The organism is Streptomyces sp. NPDC007991 (genome assembly GCF_042958445.1).
Classification (GTDB): Bacteria; Actinomycetota; Actinomycetes; order Streptomycetales; family Streptomycetaceae; genus Streptomyces.
Map to the genome: position 1 here is coordinate 438,246 of NZ_JBIBJD010000008.1, position 13,816 is coordinate 452,061.

Sequence of the window (13,816 nt, forward strand, 5' to 3'; positions counted from 1 at the left end):
CGCTGGGCGCGGGCGGTGCGCTGGTACGTGCGGGAACTGGCGGAGGTCCTGAACCGGTCGCACCGGGAGGAGTGCCGGCAGGGGCGCTGCTGCTGACGCGGCCGGGGGTGGCCGGCGCGGGTCACACCGCCGCCGGCTCCGCCTCGCTCGCGTCGGCTTCCCCGGCCGCCTGCCGCGCCCTGTCGCGGGCCTCGCGGCGGGCCAGGACCACCCAGCCGACCGGGACGGCGGCGGAGAACAGCCACCACTGGATGGCGTACGCGTAGTTCAGGGCGGCGTCCTCCTTGCCGGGGTTGCCCAGCAGTTCGGGGATGTCGCCCGTGGGCTCGGGCGCCGTCTGCGTGATGTAGCCGCCGAGCACCTGCGCGTCCAGGCGGCGGGCCTCCTGCTCGCTGTTGATCAGCATGATCTGCCGGTCCGGCAGGCCCTTGAGGTTCTTGATCCCGCTCGCCGCCGTCGTCTCACTCGGCATCAGGCGCCCCTTGACGGTCACCTGGCCGCCCGGCGGTGCGGGGACCTTCGGGAACGTGGTCTGGCTCGGGCCGTCCGAGGGGATCCAGCCCCGGTTGACCAGCAGCACCTTGCCGTCGTCGAGGACGAACGGGGTCAGGACGTGGTAGCCGACCTCGTCGTCGGAGTTGGTGCGGCGGCGGACGACGACCTCGTCCTGCGTGTCGAAGCGGCCCTTCGCGGTCACGGTCCGGTACCGCTCGCTGCTGGTGACGGTGTGCCCGGGCGCGGTGAGCTTCTCCACGGGCACCGGCTCGGCCGCCAGCGCGTCGGTGACCAGCTGGTTCCGGGCGGTGCGCTCCTCGTAGCGATGCATCTGCCAGATGCCCAGCCTGATCATCGTGGGGATGAGAAGCAGGGCGATCAGCGTAAGGATCACCCACTGCCGGGACATCAGGAAGCGGTACACCCCACGACCGTACAACTCGGTCGTGGGGTGTTCTCAGCGGGGTACGGGTTCAGACCTTGTCGACAATTCCCACCTTTCCCTCCGCGCGGGCGCAGTGGGCTCCGCAGAACCAGTGGCCCTCGACCTCCACGCCCTGGCCGATGATCTGTACCCGGCAGTGCTCGCAGATGGGGGCCATGCGGTGGATCGCGCAGGCGAAGCAGTCGAAGACATGCACCGCTCCCTGCGCGTGCACCTCGAAGGTCATTCCGTACTGATTGCCACATACCTCACAGGTCGCCATGCGCCACAGGGTGAGCCGTCGCCCCGGCCGGGGCGAGCGGCCACCGGGCGAGTCGCCCGCCAATCACCCGTCCGTACGGTCATCCCTCCGACGCCGGCTCCACATCCCCGAGGAGCTGCCCGAACGCCGCCTCGTCCACGATCGGCGTGCCGAACTGCCGGGCCTTGACCACCTTGGACGTGCCCGAGTCCGGGTCGTTCGTGACGAGCAGGCTGGTCAGCCGGGACAGGCTGGTCGCCACATGCAGCCCGGCCTCGGTCGCCCGGTCCTCCAGCAGCTCCCGCTCGGTCGAGGTGTCGCCGGAGAAGGCCACCCGCATGCCCTGCTTGAGCCGCCCGCCCGACTCGTAGCGCCCCGGGTTGGGGTAGGGGCAGGCGGGGCGCTTGCGGGAGGGGCGCCAACTGGTCTGGCGGTAGCCGCCGTAGCCCCGCGGGCCCGCCTGCTGCCCGATGCGGGGCGTGGCCGGGCGGTCGGACCACTCCGTCAGCGGCCGGCACTCGTGCAGCGGCAGCCGTACGCCGCTCGCCGCCGCGGCCCTGAGACTGGGGCGGAACGCCTCCGCCAGCACACGCGCGTCGTCCAGCGCGTGGTGCGCCTGCCGCTGGACGACGCCGAAGTGCGCGGCGAGCGACTCCAGCTTGTGGTTGGGCAGCGGAAGCCCGAGCTCCTTGGAGAGCGCGATGGTGCACAGCCGCTGCCGCACCGGCGCCTCGCACTGCGCGCGTGCGTACTCCCGGGCGATCATCTGCCAGTCGAAGACGGCGTTGTGCGCGACGAGCACCCGCCCCTCGAGCCGGGCCGTGAACTCCTCGGCGATGTCCTGGAAGAGGGGCGCGCCCTCGAGTGCCTCGCTCGTCAGTCCGTGGATCCACACGGGGCCGGGGTCGCGCTCCGGGTTGACGGTCGTGTACCAGTGGTCCTCGACCTCGCCGCGCGCGTCCAGCCGGTAGACGGCCGCCGAGATGATGCGGTCGTCCCGGGCCAGGCCCGTGGTCTCCACGTCAACGACCGCGTACCCCTTGGGATACGCGGCCGGCCACGCCGTGGGAGAGAACGCTGCGGTCGTCAGGTCTTCCAGCATGGTCACTGAGGATACGGGCCGCGACTGACAGTCAGGTCCGTCAGGTGCCGTGCCGCCTCCGCCGTGGCCCGGCCAGACGAACCGGGGGATTCCGTCCCCGGGTCCGAGGGCATCCCGAATACAGTTGACGGGAAGTCCGCTGGGGCGGGTGGAGGGCGAAGGGGCCGCGGGGCAAGGAGCGGAGCCGGATGTGCCGCAGGTCTCCTGTGCCATTCTTGCCCGGGCCGCACAGGGGCCGAAGGGGGACGGGCGGGCTGATGGGGGAGAACAGACAGGCGCTGATCGTCGCCGCTGCGCAGTACGAACTCTCGGAGCGGTTCCCCGATCTGACGGAGACGGTGGGACGTGACGTCGAGCTGATGACCGGGGCGCTGCGCTCCTCCGGGTACAGCGTCGAACGGATCGGGGCGACCCCCGACGAGCCCGCCCTGCGCTCCCGGATCCGCAGTGCGATCAGCAGGGTCTGCGCCACCGCGCCCGAGGACGGCACGGTCCTCATCCACTTCACCGGACACGGGCTGTCCGTGGACGGCGCGGACTACCTCGTGCCCGCGGACGCCCAACTCACCTGGGCGACCACGCCCCCGCAGGTGGCGCTGGACAGCCTCATCGGCCTCGACCTCGCCCAACTGCTCCAGGGATGCCGGGCCGGTACGGTCCTGCTGACCGTCGACGCCTGCCGCGAGGAAGCCGCCCCGGGCGGCACGTCGTACGGCGGGCCCGCGACGAACTTCCCCGCCGGGCGGGACCGGGTGGCCGTGCTCTTCGGCTGCGGTCCCGGCCAGACCTGCGGCTCCGACAAGGAACTCGGCAGCCACTTCACGCGCGCGCTCGCCGACGCCCTGCAGCCGGACACCGCGCCCCGAACGGTCGCCGACGTCATCGCCCACACCGTCCGCAGGACCGCCGAGTTCGCCCGCGCCGCACGCCAGCGGCAGACACCGACCGCCCACTACGCGCCCAGCGGTCCGGAAGCCGTCCACAAGGTCGAACTCTGCGCCGGCCGCACCCTCCACGAGGAGTGGGCCGCAGCGGTCCGCGACCCCGAACTCTGGTCGGCCGTCGAGGGCGGCGGTGACGCGCGACGCGACGAACTCCAGCGTGTCCTCGTACGGTTGACGGCCGAGTGCGCCAAGTGGCGCGGCAGCGCGTTCGCGCCAGTCCCCGACCCCTGGTCGGACGACGACTACCCGGTGCGCGTGCTGGCCCGCGGGCTCAGACCCCTGCTCGCACCCTCGCAGACCCAGGGCGGCCCGCTCCTGGACCCGGGCGAGTTCGCGGTGCTCGCCGCCGCACCCTTCGTCCGCGAGGCCGTGTACGCCATGGGCGTCAAGGAGACCACGGCGGTCGAGCCCTTCCGGCTCGATCCGCAGGCCGGCCCCCTGGGGCGCGATCCCGAACGCGTCGACCTGGAGCACACCTTCGCCGCGCACGCCCTGCTCTGGCGCAAGGGCCGCGAGCTGGCCGGACGCGGCCGGGCCGAGGACGCCGCGGCCGTCGCCGCCTGGCTGATGCACCGGCACGTCGGAGGCAAGGAGCAACTGTGGGACACCTACGCGCCCCAGCTGCTCGCTCCGCTCGCGAAGGCGCTGCTCGGTCCCGGCTCCGCACCGGCCCGCACCGAGGAACTGACCGACGAACTCGTGCGGGTCTGCCGGCAGATCGCGGTCGCCCCCACCGAGCCGAACCAGGGCGAGCGGGACCGCGCCGACGCCCACTGGCGCCTGGAGGAGCTCGCCCGCGCGGACGGCACGACGGAGCGCTGGCGTCCCCGCGAGCTGTCCTGGCTGCTCGGCGTCGCGGGCCTGCTCGGCGGCGACCTGCGGCAGCTGCCCGGTGTTCTGGTGGACAACATCGGGGTCGCCGACGGGCTGCGGCCCGGCGAGGCCGTGGCGAGCGTGCGCGAGCTGCGCTGGGCGCGGGACCGGCTGAGCAAGACACTCGACCTGGACCTGCCCTGTCCGCACCCCGCGGTGCACGCCGCTCTGGAGACGCTGGCCGGCTGGGCCGACGAAGCCGTACAGACCGTGCGCCGGTACCTCACCTCCGCCCAGCCCGCCGCGCTCCTCGCGCACGTGCCCGACCGGATCACCTGCCGTCGGCTGCGCCCGCGGTACGACAGCGCCGTCAAGGGTGACGCCTACGGTGTCCCGCTGATGCGGTTCAGCCTCGCCGAGGACGAGATGCGCGAACTGCTCATGGGCACCCATCTGTACGGCGACCCGGTCCTCGCCCTGCGGGAGATGTACCAGAACGCCCTGGACGCCTGCCGCTACCGGCAGGCCCGGCTGGGTTACGGAAAGGCCGACGGGAGCGTCCCGTACACCTGGCAGGGCGAGATCGTCTTCCGGCAGGGCACGGACGCGGAGGGCCGCGCCTACGTGGAGTGCGAGGACAACGGCGTCGGCATGGATCACAAGAGCCTGCGGGGCACCTTCTCGCGGGCCGGCCGCCGCTTCGAGCAGTCCCGCGAGTACCGCAGGGAACAGGCCCGCTGGCGCCGCGCGGACCCGGCCCTGCGGGTCTATCCCAACAGCCGTTTCGGCGTCGGTGTGTTCAGCTACTTCATGCTGGCCGACGAGATCAGCATCTGGACCCGGGCGACCGATGACTACGGGCGCGCGGACGCGGACGGCGGACTGCGCGTGGACGTGGCCTCGACCGGCAGTCTGTTCCGGGTCCGCAGGAACGACGGGGCGCAGCCCGGGGGCGGCACCCGCGTGCGGCTGTACCTCCAGTCGGGCGACATCGACGTGGCCGAGGAGCTGGCCAAGCGGGTATGGCGGTCCGAGTTCGCGCTGCGGGTGGAGCGGGACGGGGAGGCCGTGCGGACGTGGGAACCAGGAGCGCTGTACTACTTCGGTGATGCCCGGCGCCCGCTTCCCGCAGGCCCCGACGCGTGGTGGGTGGACGGAAAGGGGTGCCTCCTGGCCGACGGCATCCTCGTGGATCCGGCGTCCATGCTCTCGGAGGACAGCAGCGCCGTCGCCTGGCTCCGCACCGGCGCCGGGAAGCTGGACCGGCACGACAGAGTCGGCAAGGACTGGCACGACCTCGGCGGGCATCCTTTCGGCTTCGTGATGGACCTGCGCGAGACGCACGCTCCGGACATCAGCACCGACAGGACCAGGATCCTCTCGTACGACCGCGCGTGGGTGGACGAGCAACTCCTCGGCGCCGCCCGCGCGTTCGAGGCGCCGGAGTGGCTGACGCTGGAGTGGCTCTGGGCCCTCGCCCGTCTGCACCCGGCCGCGGCGGTCCGGGTGACGGCGCGGCTGCTGGCCGCCGATACCCGTCTGACCAGCAGAACCGGCTGGGACCGGGCGACGGTCCTCGACTTACGCAGGGTGGGGTGCTTCCCGTTGGACGTGGGGCTGGTCCCGCTGAAGGACTTCGGGATGACTGCTGTCCTGCCGGAGCAGGTCGGGGTGCTGTCCTGGCGGGCGGCGGTTCTGCGCGCCGCCGGGATCGAACTGGCTGACCGGGCCTGGGAGACACTGGCGTTGCCGGAGTCGGTGGACGGCTATCCCGCGCCCGAGTCCTGGGAAGCCGGCGTCAGCCCGCGGGAGCTGCGGCTGTCCGATGCCACGAGGCAGGCGGCTCTGCCGCAGTCCCCGGAGGAGAGCATCACGCTGGGAGAACTCATGAGGCGGTTGCGCCGGTACGCCATCGCCGGCCTGGACGTGCCCGCCGTCACCGGACTCGACGCGGCGCACCGGATGCTGCTCGACGCCACGGACCGCCGGATCCTCCTCGGCCGTGAGCGCTATGACGCGTTGCTGTTCGAGGACTATGCCAGCCACTTCGCCCACGATGTGGTCGCGGTGCTCCGGAGGTTCAGTGTCGTGGAGGGCCTGCCCCTGCGGGAGGCCCTGGAGCGGGCCAGGCGGTTCGCCGCGGCAGGATTCCCCCTGCACGTGCCGGAAGGCGCCGATGCCGCCCCCGCCGACGCCATCGCCACCCAGGAGGAGCTCGACGTGCTGGCCTGGCACCCCCGGTTCACGGCCCCGGGGATGCGGAAGGCGGGGACGCCACCGGCCAGGGAGACGTACGAGGAGATCCTGCGGCGGTATGCGTGGCTCGGCTGGCCGGCGGAGGGACCGGCTCCCGCGGCAGTTCCCGCCGCCAGGTCCCACAGGTTCGACCCGCCCAGGTCCTGGACGAGGGAGCAGCGCACCGAGTTCGCGATGAGCCTCGGCATCGCCGCGTACAGCGACGATCTGGACCTGTCGCTCCGGCAACTGGCCAGGGCGTCGGGGATGCTGGGGATCCCGGTGGCCCAGGTGCCCGAACGGTTCGCGGATGTCCTCGCGGCGCAGCAGCTGCGCGTCCCCCCTCCGGGGGAACTGGCCGACCGCGTCTTCACCAGGCTCGACAGTGACCTCCTCGGCGCCGTCATCGACCACCCATTCACCGACAACTGGCCATACGACCCGACCGGATGCCCCGCGCCCCTGCTGGAGACGGCGCAGGCCGTGCGGAAGGTCCGGGCCGACGGCGCGCTGGTGGCGCAGCGGCTCACGGAACTCGCCGAGGCGGGCTTCGTGGACGAACGCGCGCCGGCGCTCGTGGAGCAGTGGCGTGCCGTCTCGGCCGGTGACTGGGACCTGCTCATGTGCTCGGGGCGAGACGTGGCGTCACGCCGCGGGTACTACGACTCGGAGGGATCGCTGGAGTTGATGAGCCTGGGCAACGCGGTCCGGGGCGTCGCCGTGCGCCAGGGCCTCGACGTCTTCTTCGTTCTGTATGCCGCGGCGATGGCCCGCACCACGCTCGGCTCCGCGATCGAACGGCTCACCGCGCTCGGCCCGCTGGTCGGGCTCGACGTCTCGGCGCTGGACCGGCCGGCCGATGAGGCTCCTGCCGATCTGCGTCCCACCGCCGCTGACGTCCTGGCCTGCTGCACGCCGGTGCGGACGGAGCGGGAGAATGCCTTCCTCCAGCCCTGGCGGGGCGACTATGCCCCGCGCTGGCGCCCTCGTCCGAGCCCCGCCGTCCTCGTGTCCCATGCCCGGGTCAACGACGCGACGCTCGGCGAGAGCGTGGCCGTCCTGGCCCGCTACGCCCCCCTCGGTGCCCCCTGGCGGGAACCCGCCGAGGGCGGATCCGACGACTGGCGCGAGCACCGGCCCGGCGAGCACGACAGCGCGCTGTTCCGGCCCGGCCTCGTCGGCGACGGACCCGTGGGCCCGCTCGAACTGCTGCGTGTCGCGGCCCGCTTCGGCTGGGCGCTGACCAAGGCGTGGGACCGGCTCGCGCTCTATCGTCCCTTCGGCCTCCCCCTCCTGGTGGAACGGCCGGGACCGGACGCGGACACGGTGCCGGCCTGGCAGGACCTGATCATGCTCACCGAGCAGTACACCGGGCGGGCGCCCGCGCTGAGCGGGGCGGTGACGGCCGAGCGCATCGCCGTGGCCGCACGTGAGTTCGGGCAGCCGACCCGCGAGGTGTACGACCGGCTGGCCCGGTACGCGCCGCTGTTCGGCCTCGTCCTGCCGCCCGACTGTCCCGCCGAGCCGGCCCCGATGCCGCCGGCGGAGCCCTACCGGGCTCGATGACAACCGTCAGGCCCCTGACGCGACCCTGTGAGGACCCATGCCCGACCACGTTCCGACCGAGTTCCGTGAACAAGAGGTCACCGTCGACCCGGAGGAGCCCTTCGCCGTCGCACGGTCCGAGGACGGCCGCTGGTACACCGTGACGGGACTGTGCCCGGCCTGCCGAGCGGCAACCGTCTTCCGGGTGGCCTACGGAGTGCTGGGTCCGCCCAAGCGGCTGTGGCGCCGGGACCGGAGCGAGCCCGCACCCCTCACCGGCTGCATCCCCGTCTACTGCGCCTGCGGCTACCCCCACCCCGAGCGGCCGCCGGAGTCCCCCGACTCGGGCTGCGGTGCCTTCTGGGACGTCCCGGTGCCGCCGCCCGCGCACGGGGCGGCGTCGTGACCGACCTCGCCAGGAAACGGTTCGCCCAGCTCGGGCAGCAGCTCCAGTACGACCAGCTGGGCGCCGTACGCCGGCAGGCCGAGGGCTGGCGCAACGGGCTGACCGGGCTCACGGGGCTGGTCGGCGTGGTCTTCGTCCTGAAGGGCCGCGAGAGCGTCGCGGGCATGCCGGGCGCCTGGCGCTGGACCACGGCACTGCTGCTGGTGCTGGCCTTCGTGCTGCTGCTCTCCGGTGCCCTGGGAGCCGTGCGGGCCGCCCACGGTCCGCTCGGCCGGCAGACCTGGCTGAGCGGTGACCGGCTGCTCGCCGCCGTCCTGGACGAGGTCGTGCGCACGCAGGCCGCCCTGATCCGGGCGCGGCGGCTGTCCGTCGCCGGGCTGTGCGCCATCGTCGCCGCGATCGCGGTCTCCTGGCTCGTGCCCGTCGACGATCCCGCGAACTCCCCGGAGGGCGGGCCGTACGTCCTGGTGACCACGGACGGCGGCGTGCGGTGCGGGGAGCTGGTGATGAGCGACGCCACGGCGGTCACCATCAAACCGGCGAAGGGCGGCGCGTACCGCAGCGTCCCGATCGGCACGGTCCGGTCGGTCACGCCGACGCGGCGGTGCTGACCGCCCCGCCATTGGCACAGATCGCCAAGAAGCAAGCGCGTACCGTCGGTCATACTTGTGGGTAACAACGTCTGGTCGGGGCGGGACGGCCGCTCTACGGTTCAGGCATGCCGAACCTGCCCGATGTCGTGCTGTGGTCGATACCCGCCTTTGTGCTGCTCACCGTGGTGGAGATGGTGAGCTACCGTCTCCACCCCGACGAGGACGCGGCGGGCTACGAGGCGAAGGACGCCGCGACGAGCGTCGGCATGGGGCTCGGCAGTCTCGTCTTCGACGTCCTGTGGAAGATCCCCATCGTCGCCGTCTACACGGCCCTCTACGAACTCACGCCCCTGCGCGTGCCCGTCCTGTGGTGGACCGTCCCGCTGATGCTGCTCGCGCAGGACTTCTTCTACTACTGGTCCCACCGCGGCCACCACGTCATCCGCATCCTGTGGGCCTGCCACGTCGTCCACCACTCCAGCCGGAAGTTCAACCTCACCACCGCGCTGCGCCAGCCCTGGACGTCTCTGACCGTGTGGCCGTTCTACGTCCCCCTCATCGCCGCCGGAGTTCACCCGGCCGCGCTGGCGTTCTGCTCCTCGGCGAACCTCGTGTACCAGTTCTGGATCCACACCGAGCGGATCGACAAGATGCCCCGCTGGTTCGAGTTCGTCTTCAACACCCCGTCGCACCACCGGGTCCACCACGCTTCCCAGGGCGGTTACCTCGACCGCAACTTCGGCGGCATCCTCATCGTCTGGGACCGGCTGTTCGGGTCCTTCGTCGCCGAGACCGTGCGGCCCGTGTACGGACTGACCAAGAACATCGACACGTACAACCCGCTGAAGGTGGCGACGCACGAGTACGTGGCCATCGCGAGGGACCTGAAGGCGGCGCGCGACTGGCGCGAGCGCGCGGGGCGCGTGTTCCGGGGGCCGGGGTGGGGGCCCGCGCCGGCCGCGGCACCGGTGTCCCCTGCCGGGACGACCGCCGAGAGCGCGTCGGCGTGAGCCGCTCCCGGCTCCTGCTCGGCGCCTTCGGTCTCGCCGTCGTCGTCGACCTCGTCTGTCTCGCGGCCGGGTTCGACGCCGGGCACGCCGTCGCCAAGCCGCTGCTGATGCCGCTGCTGGCGCTCTGGGCCGTCCTGCGCCGGGCACCCCGGGCGCTCGTGGCCGCCCTGCTGTCCGGCTGGGGCGGGGACGTGCTGCTGCTGTCCGGCGCCGAGCCGGCCTTCCTCGCCGGCATGGGCTGCTTCGCGGCGGGGCACGTCTGCTACCTCGTCCTCTTCGCCAGGCACGGCAGCCGGTACGCCGTCCCCCGCGCGCGTGCGGCCCTCCTCGCCCTGGGCTACGCCACCGCCCTCGTCGCCACCGTCGGTCTGCTGTGGCCGGACCTGCCCGCGGACCTGCGGCTGCCCGTCGCCGGGTACAGCCTCCTGCTCACCGCCATGGCGTACAGGGCCGCCATCCGGCTCGGCCTCTTCACCGGACTCGGAGGCGCGCTCTTCCTGCTGTCCGACACGCTCATCGCGACCGGCGTCGCCGGCTGGCCGCAGCCGCCCGGGTCCGACTTCTGGATCATGCTCACGTACAGCGCCGCCCAAGCCCTGCTGGCCGGCGGCACGCTCGGGGCGCTCAACGCACGCAGGGCACCGGCCGCCACGTACGGAGAGATGCGCGCCGCCTGAGGCTCACCGGCGGATGGCCGGCGTCACCAGCGGATGGGCGGCGGCAGGGCCGTCAGCAGCCCGGACACGGCGACCACCAGGCCCAGCGCGACGACCTCCGCCCAGGCCGGCACACAGGCGGTCAGCGGGTCGGCCGCCCGGCGCAGCCGCCGCCGGGCCCACAGGGCGAGGGCGGCGACGGCGGCCACGAGGAGCACCTTGGCGAGCAGGGCCCGCCCGTACGCCGTCGCCGTCAGCTGCTGAAGCACCGTCTCCGGTGGCATCCGGCGCAGCGAACTCCACACGCCCGTCGCGGTGACGGCGGCGAGCAGAACGGTCGCCACGCGCGCGTAGAGCCCCAGCAGGGCCGCGCCCGCCTCGGTGCCGTACCGGCGGTGCCACCGCCGCAGGGTCCGCAGTGCGTGCGGCAGACCACCCGTCCACAGCGCCGCACAGGTCAGATGGACGAGCGTCAGCGCGGAGCCGGTCAGCGGGGTGTGCTCGGTCGTGGGGTGCGCGCGCAGGGCCTCGGCGACCACCACGGCGGCCAGCGGCCACAGTTGCGTGCCCGGCCGGCGCGAGAGGGCACACAGCCCCGCCACGAGGAACGCGTTGACCTCCAGCAGGGCGAGCTTGCCGTCCCGGGACGCGTAGAGCCCGCCGACGTCGATGTCCGACAGGCCGTCGGGGACGAGATTGCCCGTCGCCACGACCGAGGCCAGCCCGAGCGCGGCGACGAAGCCGGCGGCTGCCGCGAACGGTGACCAGCCGCGCGGCACGACCGGGCGGCCGGCGGCTTCCTCCGTACCCGGCACGGAACGCGCCGGCCGGTTCACGAACGCACCCGGCACGGAACGCGCCGGCCGGTTCACGAACGCACCCGGCACGGAACGCGCCAGCCGGTTCACGAACAGCTCGCCGAGCGGTACGCACAGGGCCGCGAACAGCGCCGTGCGCAGCAGGGCCACGCCACCGGCGCCGGGCGCGGCGGCCTCCCCGGTGCCGTGCAGCGCGGTGGACGGGCCGAGCAGCGGTATCAGCGCGGCCAGTGCCGCCAGCACCAGGACGGCGACGGGTCTTGTCAAGGTCACCCCGAGATCTTCACCAGCCTTCACACGGCTGGGCAAATCCCCGGGAACGAACTCGGACGGCCTTGACGACTCAGGCGGCCTTCGACGCGGCCGACCACCACAGGCGGACTTCCTTGCGCACATCCGTCGGCCGCAGCTCCCACCCCCGCGCGAGCGCGACCTCGGCTACGTACCAGCCGCCGACGCCCCGGTAGGCCCGCAGCGGTATCGCACACTCGACCGGCGGCCGGGGCTTGTTCTTCTTGACCGGAGCCGAGGCCCGGGCGGTCCGCTTCGCGACCGCCTTGTCCACGCGCGCCTTGTAGTACTCGGCATCTCCCTCATGGCGCAGCTCCGGCCAGGACACGCACCAGGAGGCCAGGCGCCCGACCCTGTTCATCGTCAGCTCCGTGGCGCGGAGGTAGCCGCGTTCGAGGGTGTTGCTGAACACCGTGATCACCTCGGCGAACATGCCGACGACGAGAAACACGGCCAGCACCGCCGCCCACAGCACACACACCACCGGAAACCACACCACGCTCCCCGCGAACCGCAGGGCCAACTGCCACTTCGGCCGTACCGGTTGAGCCGCCCAGGTCGAGGGATCCACGTACACGTCCATGACAAGGAATCCTGCCCCAGGCAGGGAGCGGGCCGGGCGGGTGCCCCCGCCCGGCCCGGACTACCTCCACACGAGCTCTACTTGGTCACCGCGTCCAGCGCGTCCGCGATGCCCCAGCCGTAGAAGCCGTTGCGGTTCTTCGAGCCCTCGCACACCGCGTCGATCTTGCCGTCGGCGTCGATGTCGTACGGGTCCGTGCACGGCGTGGCGTCGGCCTCCGCGTACAGCAGGGCCTTCACCAGGGCCGGAGAGGCGTACGGGTGCGTCGACTTGATGAGGGCGGCGACGCCCGCGACGTGCGGGGACGCCATCGACGTACCGGCCATGTAACCCCACTTGCCGCCCGGCAGCGTGCCCAGGATGAGGCCGCTCGTGGCCGGCGCCTCCGGCTTCTGGTAGGCGGTCGAGTCGCCGCCCGGGGCGGCTATGTCGGCGACGCCGAGACCGTAGTTGGAGAAGGACGACTTGATGCCCTTCGCGCCCGTCGCCGCGACCGTGACGACACCCGGCAGCTGGGTCGGGATGTCGAGGCACTTCGACGGGTCGACGACCCGGTCGCCCGGCGTGGAGTCGTTCGGGGACGACGGGTCGGTGATCTCGTCCGAGGTCAGGTCGTAGTTCTCGTTGCCGGCCGCCGCGACGTTGACCGCGCCCTTCTTCTCCGCGTAGCGCGAGGCCCGGCCGACCGCGTCCAGCAGCGCCTTCTGGTCGGGGTCGTTCTTGCAGTTGAAGTACCAGGGGTCGGTGTAATAGCTGTTGTTCGTCACGTCGACCCCGTGCTCGGCCGCCCACACGAAGCCGCACACCACGGCCTCCGTGTAGAAGAAGCCGTCCGGGTTGGACACCTTGATACCGGAGACCTTCACGCCGGGCGCGACACCGGTCATGCCGACGCCGTTCTTCGCGGCGGCGATCTCACCCGCCACGTGCGTCCCGTGCGGGCTCTCCGCGGCGCCCGGCCGCCAGGCCCCGTCGGACGTGTCGGGCTTGCCCGAGACGCAGTTGACCGACGCGCCCCGGTCGAAGTTGGGCGCGATGTCGGGGTGGGTGTCGTCGACACCGGTGTCGATCACGGCGACCGTGACCTTCTTGCTGCCCAGCGACTTCTCGTGCGCCTTGTCCGCCTTGATGGCGGGCAGGTCCCACTGCTGCGGCTCCAGCGGGTCCTGCCCGGCCGGGGCCTCGGCCCGGGCGACCTCGGCCGCGCTCAGCGCCTTCGGCGTGCCCAGGTCGCCCGTCGACGCCGACGGCAGCGGCTTGGTGCGGGTGGCGCCGGCCGACTGCACCCCGCGCACCGTGCGGATCGTCTTGGCGAAGTCGGGGTTCGAGGAGTGGACGACGATGACGCCGATCTGGTCGTACGACGTCACGATCGTGCCCCCGGCCTTGCCGACGGCCTTCTTCACGTACGCCGAAGTGCCGTGACCCGGCTTGACGTTGACGACGTAGCTGAGCGGGGCCGCGTCGGCCGAGACCGGCGCGGGCGCCTCGTCGGCGGCCGTGGCCGTGGTGTTCGGCAGGAACGCGAGGGCCGTGGCCATGGCCATCCCGGCCGGGATCGCGACGGCGCGGCGGTAGCGCGCGTGCGGCGCAGTCATGGTGTCTCCAGTTCGTTCGCGGTACGAGCGGGCTGTGCGGA

11 protein-coding genes are annotated in these 13,816 nt (G+C 72.7%); 5 read left to right on the plus strand and 6 right to left on the minus strand.

The genetic code is table 11. The features are described 5' to 3' along the window. Window positions 1-121: 121 nt before the first annotated feature. From ACFZDA_RS25145 to ACFZDA_RS25155, 3 genes are all read right to left on the minus strand, one after another. Window positions 122-919, minus strand: a complete 798-nt coding sequence (locus ACFZDA_RS25145) for an SURF1 family cytochrome oxidase biogenesis protein (protein WP_391085627.1) — start codon at window positions 917-919, stop codon at window positions 122-124. Between the two features lie 49 nt (window positions 920-968). Beyond that, window positions 969-1,202: a hypothetical protein gene (locus ACFZDA_RS25150; protein ID WP_082319948.1), complete on the minus strand. Its 234-nt coding sequence runs from the start codon at window positions 1,200-1,202 to the stop codon at window positions 969-971. A 79-nt stretch (window positions 1,203-1,281) separates the two neighbouring features. Beyond that, window positions 1,282-2,283 carry a DEDDh family exonuclease gene (locus ACFZDA_RS25155; protein WP_391085630.1) on the minus strand — a complete coding sequence of 334 codons (1,002 nt, stop codon included), beginning with the start codon at window positions 2,281-2,283 and terminating at the stop codon, window positions 1,282-1,284. A 257-nt stretch (window positions 2,284-2,540) separates the two neighbouring features. Here ACFZDA_RS25155 and ACFZDA_RS25160 point away from each other — a divergent pair, with 257 nt between their 5' ends. The 5 genes from ACFZDA_RS25160 (at window position 2,541) to ACFZDA_RS25180 (ending at window position 10,506) form a co-directional block, all read left to right on the plus strand. Next, window positions 2,541-7,841 (plus strand): caspase family protein, encoded by a 5,301-nt coding sequence (locus ACFZDA_RS25160; protein ID WP_391085632.1) that lies wholly within the window; start codon window positions 2,541-2,543, stop codon window positions 7,839-7,841. A gap of 37 nt (window positions 7,842-7,878) precedes the next feature. Next, a complete protein-coding gene (locus ACFZDA_RS25165) occupies window positions 7,879-8,226 on the plus strand; it encodes a hypothetical protein (protein WP_391085634.1) in 348 nt (115 codons plus the stop codon). After that, window positions 8,223-8,837 (plus strand): hypothetical protein, encoded by a 615-nt coding sequence (locus tag ACFZDA_RS25170; RefSeq protein WP_391085636.1) that lies wholly within the window; start codon window positions 8,223-8,225, stop codon window positions 8,835-8,837. The genes ACFZDA_RS25165 and ACFZDA_RS25170 overlap by 4 nt, the downstream gene beginning before the upstream one ends. A gap of 107 nt (window positions 8,838-8,944) precedes the next feature. Further along, window positions 8,945-9,829: a sterol desaturase family protein gene (locus ACFZDA_RS25175; protein ID WP_391085638.1), complete on the plus strand. Its 885-nt coding sequence runs from the start codon at window positions 8,945-8,947 to the stop codon at window positions 9,827-9,829. Continuing rightward, entirely contained in the window at window positions 9,826-10,506 is a 681-nt protein-coding gene (locus ACFZDA_RS25180) for a lysoplasmalogenase family protein (RefSeq protein WP_391085640.1), read from the plus strand. Before ACFZDA_RS25175 ends, ACFZDA_RS25180 begins: the two co-directional genes overlap by 4 nt. Window positions 10,507-10,529: 23 nt before the next feature. Here the strand turns inward: ACFZDA_RS25180 and ACFZDA_RS25185 are convergent, their stop codons facing one another. The 3 genes from ACFZDA_RS25185 to ACFZDA_RS25195 all read right to left on the minus strand — a co-directional run bounded on the left by ACFZDA_RS25185 (window position 10,530) and on the right by ACFZDA_RS25195 (window position 13,775). Next, window positions 10,530-11,576 (minus strand): CopD family protein, encoded by a 1,047-nt coding sequence (locus tag ACFZDA_RS25185; protein ID WP_391085642.1) that lies wholly within the window; start codon window positions 11,574-11,576, stop codon window positions 10,530-10,532. A gap of 70 nt (window positions 11,577-11,646) precedes the next feature. Further along, window positions 11,647-12,177, minus strand: a complete 531-nt coding sequence (locus tag ACFZDA_RS25190; RefSeq protein ID WP_391085644.1) for a hypothetical protein — start codon at window positions 12,175-12,177, stop codon at window positions 11,647-11,649. A 77-nt stretch (window positions 12,178-12,254) separates the two neighbouring features. After that, a complete protein-coding gene (locus ACFZDA_RS25195) occupies window positions 12,255-13,775 on the minus strand; it encodes a S8 family serine peptidase (RefSeq protein ID WP_391085646.1) in 1,521 nt (506 codons plus the stop codon). Between the last annotated feature and the right edge of the window lie 41 nt (window positions 13,776-13,816).

What these genes read in the sequence shown, in the direction of transcription:
- ACFZDA_RS25165 (WP_391085634.1), top strand. Translation starts at nt 7,879, where the DNA reads ATGCCCGACCACGTTCCGACCGAGTTCCGTGAACAAGAGGTCACCGTC.
- ACFZDA_RS25160 (WP_391085632.1), top strand. Translation starts at nt 2,541, where the DNA reads ATGGGGGAGAACAGACAGGCGCTGATCGTCGCCGCTGCGCAGTACGAA.
- ACFZDA_RS25155 (WP_391085630.1), bottom strand. Translation starts at nt 2,283, where the DNA reads ATGCTGGAAGACCTGACGACCGCAGCGTTCTCTCCCACGGCGTGGCCG.
- ACFZDA_RS25150 (WP_082319948.1), bottom strand. Translation starts at nt 1,202, where the DNA reads ATGGCGACCTGTGAGGTATGTGGCAATCAGTACGGAATGACCTTCGAG.
- ACFZDA_RS25175 (WP_391085638.1), top strand. Translation starts at nt 8,945, where the DNA reads ATGCCGAACCTGCCCGATGTCGTGCTGTGGTCGATACCCGCCTTTGTG.
- ACFZDA_RS25195 (WP_391085646.1), bottom strand. Translation starts at nt 13,775, where the DNA reads ATGACTGCGCCGCACGCGCGCTACCGCCGCGCCGTCGCGATCCCGGCC.
- ACFZDA_RS25190 (WP_391085644.1), bottom strand. Translation starts at nt 12,177, where the DNA reads ATGGACGTGTACGTGGATCCCTCGACCTGGGCGGCTCAACCGGTACGG.